This is a genomic window from Nitrospira sp. (genome assembly GCA_024998565.1).
In the GTDB taxonomy this organism is placed as follows: Bacteria; Nitrospirota; Nitrospiria; order Nitrospirales; family Nitrospiraceae; genus Nitrospira_A.
In genome coordinates this window covers 190,918-194,942 of the sequence record JACOEM010000009.1, presented here as the reverse complement: position 1 = coordinate 194,942, position 4,025 = coordinate 190,918, and the positions used below count along the sequence as shown (strand labels likewise).

Here is a 4,025-nt window from a genome sequence, read left to right as displayed (position 1 = left end):
ACAGTCGAACCCGGACTCCAAACGTAGCTGCTACTCAAGATGGGGGGACGTCGGCGGTTGTCCAACACGCTGACCACCGATTTCTGCCTGGACGCGGTGCAGGACGCGATCACCCGGTATGACCCCCGACCATCTTCAATACCGATCAAGGATGCCAGTTCACCAGCCAGGAGTTCACGGGGCTCCTGACCACCCACGGCATCCAGATCAGCATGGACGGGAAAGGGTGTTGGCGGGACAACGTGTTCGTGGAACGACTGTGGAAAAGCATCAAATACGAGGGAGTGTATCTACACGCGTACGAGACCATCAGCGCCGCCCAGCAGGGGTTAGAGCGCTACCTGACGTTCTACAACCAGACCAGGCCGCACCGAGCGCTTGACGGCCCAACACCCGATGGAGTGTACTGTGACCACCTGCCTGCACGGCGCACCGCCGCGTAGGCAGAACACAGCGAAGCGCCACTTAAGAACTGGAACATTCTGTCCAAGCGGGGCCACCTCTGTATGCTTTCTCGATCACGACAGATCGAACATACTCGGACGGAAACACTAGAAGGTCCTGGCTATGGATAATGCAATGCTCTCAATTTGCTTCTTCGTTAATCCTCCAGCTTTTATATGTTCAGAAACTCGTCCTTCCTTGTCAAACGAGACCAGAGCTTCCCGCCTCGATATCGTGGGAAGTAGCCATCCTATTTCACGCAAGCGGTTTGACAGCGGTTCAATCCTAAAGGAAACGTTGCTCTCATCGAAATGGAGTTCAGTAAATATCATCAAGACCCTCTCGAACAGCCTTTTATCAGCGAGCCATTTGAGTTCCCATAACGTGCTTTCATTCAAAGATGGCACAGAGAATATGCAAACTGCCTTGACCGCGAGGGCAGTAAAATAATTCTTCCAATCATCCTCTGACGCGACAACCTTACCTCCCCCCACCAGTCCGGTTTGTCTCCCGATGGCTATTAACAGACCATGGCATTCAACTACTCGAAGAAGTAGCTCTTCGAGATTCACACTGTGTGGCGTTGAGGCCTGGTACGTAATTAACATCCAGTTCCACCAAGCGGCTTTTCTGGGATTATTCACAAATATTCGCCCATCAGATTCAAATGGACGAAGGTACAAATACAACGGTTTCGGAATATTTGGCGCGTCCATAAGACGTCACTTAACAGTTTTTTTCTGAACACTATCGAGCAGTACTTTGGCTGCTGCATTGGCCTCACGATCACGTTGCCCCTGTAAGATCTTTTCTTTTCGTCTGTCGGCAAGCTCCCCAAGGGTCGAAAAGATCAATAAGATCGATAACATTACGGTGTAGTACACCCATGACTCTGCTCCCCAGTGGTATTTTGTATCCTGCAGGGCTAGGTAAATAAGCACTCCGGATATCCACCAAAACCACTTCACAGGCACCTCCACTTTACCCAAGCGATCAAGAAAAGATGATTGAAATAATTGTCCTTCAACAATCGCGAGCAATTGCCATCTAGACTGCTGATAAATTTCGATTGCTAGATAAAGTCAAACATTTTTTCCTCCTTAACCAACCTCCAGTATTGGTGCCCTAGTGCTGTCAGGCGGCATGATTTGGAGTTCATAGCCGCAAAATACATGTGGTCCTCTCCCACCGGCACAACTAACCCGCTACTTGTAAATTTTTGTAAATCTTTGAATATATCGACTTTCTCCGGATTTGCCCTCGGATCGGTAAATTCATAGGATGGATCAAGCGCATGCTCGTGCTGCGGGCTTTCAAAGTAGTCACAAATTTTTTGTAGAGTGCCATATGGAAGTAGTGGCGGGACATTTCTTATAGATGTGAAACCAGTTATGTTGGTTTTAAAAATTGGTCTTTGCTCGTGAGGCCCAAGGGCTTGGTCTACATACGCATAGATACTTCCAAGCGTAATGTACCCTCGCAAGTCGGCTGCCCCCCCTTGCAGTGCATCGACAACTAATGCTGTAAAAACGCTTCTCCCGTTAATTTCCATGGCAGATTCCAAGCCTTGGCTTGCCGTTAAGATCGTCAAACCCTCAGATAAGGGGGCCACTCTCCCTCTAACATTTGGCGGTGCTCCAATTGCGCCAGAATGACAACAATCCAGAATTATAACTTTCTCCTTTGCAGTTGACTGATTTGCAAGGTCCAAGATCTCATCCATGGAAACGCCTTCATCATATCGCTTGAAATCAGGTGTCACGATATAACCGCCAGTGCTCGTTATGACTCCATGCCCCGAGAAGTAGAATAAGGCGATATCCGGACTTCCTGAAAACAAGGTCTCAATCGCACCTTTCAGATTCGACTTGTTGATTGTTTCGGGAGGAGAAGTAACGAGCTTGACGTCGAAATTAGGCGGGCCTTTGAGGTCTCTATGAGCTGTCCCGTGAGCTTTTAGGACGTTTCTAAATGACGTAGCATCTCTCACGCACGCGGTAAGAGGCGAAGACGGATAGTCATTAATGCCAACAACAAGAGCTTTCTTTCTCATGATTAGACCAATTGAGCTTTAATTAATTACGTTATGCCATCCGCAACTACCGAACTCTGGAAAGAATCGAATCGCAGTATGCATATGCTGAACAAGCTTGTTAAAGGTTTATCGTCATATTGTTTATAATTTATTCAAGCGTAGACGGCTTAAGCTCTTTGGTCTGAATGTTGTTCACATATGCCTGGTATTGAACGAGCATATTGTTATATTGCTCGGACCCTTTGACGGCGGCTTTGAGATTTTCAGCAATATTGGAAGCCTTTTCTCGAAACTTCATATCATTGTAGAGCTTCAATGCATCGACAATTGTCCCCAGAGGCTGAGAGCTTCCATCATTAATATTGTAAAACTTGTCCAATTGGGCAGCTGTGGCGGCGGTCGGGGAAAACATCTTGTATTCATCCACCTCACGGCCGTCTAAGCTTATGACCACGTATGGGAATTCACCGTCATACAATTTATTTTCATCGTCCATACGGGCCAGTATTCCCTTAGTGGTTACCCTGTAGTTGGCTAGAATCTGATCGGACACCTCATCGGAGATCAACAGAATAAAGTTCGCGGTAGCTTTGTTCGATCCTGGAGTTACAAAAGTGATTTCTTCCGTGCGCCTGAGTGCTGGAGTGCCATCAACAAGCGACTTCCCAATATTACCCGCAAGCTTCATGGCTAGACCGGCTGCAACCAAATAGCCCGACGCGGGAGCAAATACGGGAATACTAGATGCGGAATTAAAGGCTTGTGCCACAGCATCAAATGTTTCCTTTGGAAAGCCAGAAAACATCACTTCCACCGTGACCACACTCGAAGGTTGGGTTAATGACGGAGAGTAACAAATTAGCGGTGTTCCCTTTTCCGTAGCATTTACAGTTCTGAAATTGCGGTTGTTTTGGGCGCTAGGCACTAAATAGTTTACGGCGCGTGGAGCTGCATCATAGGTTGAAATACTTCTCATTGCAGAGGTTACAAGCATATCTTTGTCTCCCCAAAAACCCTCCGCTTTGTTTCCCGTATAAATATGTCGTATCTGAACTGTAAGAGGCTTGCCGATACCTATCTCTTCAAAGCCAATCTGACTTCCATTCCCGCGATCAAATGAACCTACGATATTCTTTGCTGTGGCAGTCCCTGTTAATAAGTTGAGTTTCGCCTCATTAGGTTTCTTTGACAAAGCTTCTTGGAATTGCCTTAATTCACCTGAACCAATTTTGGCATGAAGTTCGTTTTTACCGACCAATGCCTCGCCAATTGCATAAAAAACAGCCATGTTTCCTGCCTCCTCTTTTCAATGACTCCAACAATTGCGTTGCCGCGGAATGAAGAAGATATCTTCTTGCTCGCAGACATCAGTGCATTTCGATCCAGAAAGGCGCTGCAAATCTTTCACTAGTTGGCGGCAAGGGAAATTTATTTACCCTTTCCGACTGCTCAATCAATCCGCGTCGTTCGTTAGAGTCCAGAGCCTTAAGCACCTTCATTCTTTGAATTAGCGGATCAAATTCAGGATGCAGTCCAATGAATGGTG

The 4,025-nt window shown here is 46.9% G+C and carries 5 protein-coding genes and 1 pseudogene (1 of these 6 running past the window's edge); 1 reads left to right on the top strand and 5 read right to left on the bottom strand.

Features of this window, described 5'->3' with window-relative positions; all coding sequences use genetic code 11:
* The first annotated feature begins 54 nt into the window (after positions 1-54).
* A pseudogene (locus tag H8K11_15445) lies at positions 55-443 on the top strand (transposase).
* 108 nt (positions 444-551) lie between these two features.
* Here the strand turns inward: H8K11_15445 and H8K11_15440 are convergent.
* From H8K11_15440 to H8K11_15420, 5 genes are all read right to left on the bottom strand, one after another.
* Positions 552-1,088, bottom strand: coding sequence for a hypothetical protein (locus H8K11_15440; protein ID MCS6265147.1), 537 nt, complete (start codon positions 1,086-1,088; stop codon positions 552-554).
* A 78-nt stretch (positions 1,089-1,166) separates the two neighbouring features.
* Positions 1,167-1,484, bottom strand: a complete 318-nt coding sequence (locus H8K11_15435) for a hypothetical protein (protein MCS6265146.1) — start codon at positions 1,482-1,484, stop codon at positions 1,167-1,169.
* Between the two features lie 32 nt (positions 1,485-1,516).
* Positions 1,517-2,497, bottom strand: coding sequence for a caspase family protein (locus tag H8K11_15430; GenBank protein ID MCS6265145.1), 981 nt, complete (start codon positions 2,495-2,497; stop codon positions 1,517-1,519).
* Between the two features lie 130 nt (positions 2,498-2,627).
* Entirely contained in the window at positions 2,628-3,767 is a 1,140-nt protein-coding gene (locus tag H8K11_15425; GenBank protein MCS6265144.1) for a hypothetical protein, read from the bottom strand.
* Positions 3,768-3,986: 219 nt separating this feature from the next.
* On the bottom strand, positions 3,987-4,025 hold the final stretch of the coding sequence (locus H8K11_15420; protein ID MCS6265143.1) for a hypothetical protein. The gene runs 525 nt beyond the window's last position; 39 of the gene's 564 nt are visible here — the last part of the coding sequence; its start codon lies beyond the right edge, outside the window; its stop codon occupies positions 3,987-3,989.

Coding starts and splice junctions, on each gene's coding strand:
- H8K11_15425 (MCS6265144.1), bottom strand. CDS start 3,767: ATGGCTGTTTTTTATGCAATTGGCGAGGCATTGGTCGGTAAAAACGAA.
- H8K11_15430 (MCS6265145.1), bottom strand. CDS start 2,497: ATGAGAAAGAAAGCTCTTGTTGTTGGCATTAATGACTATCCGTCTTCG.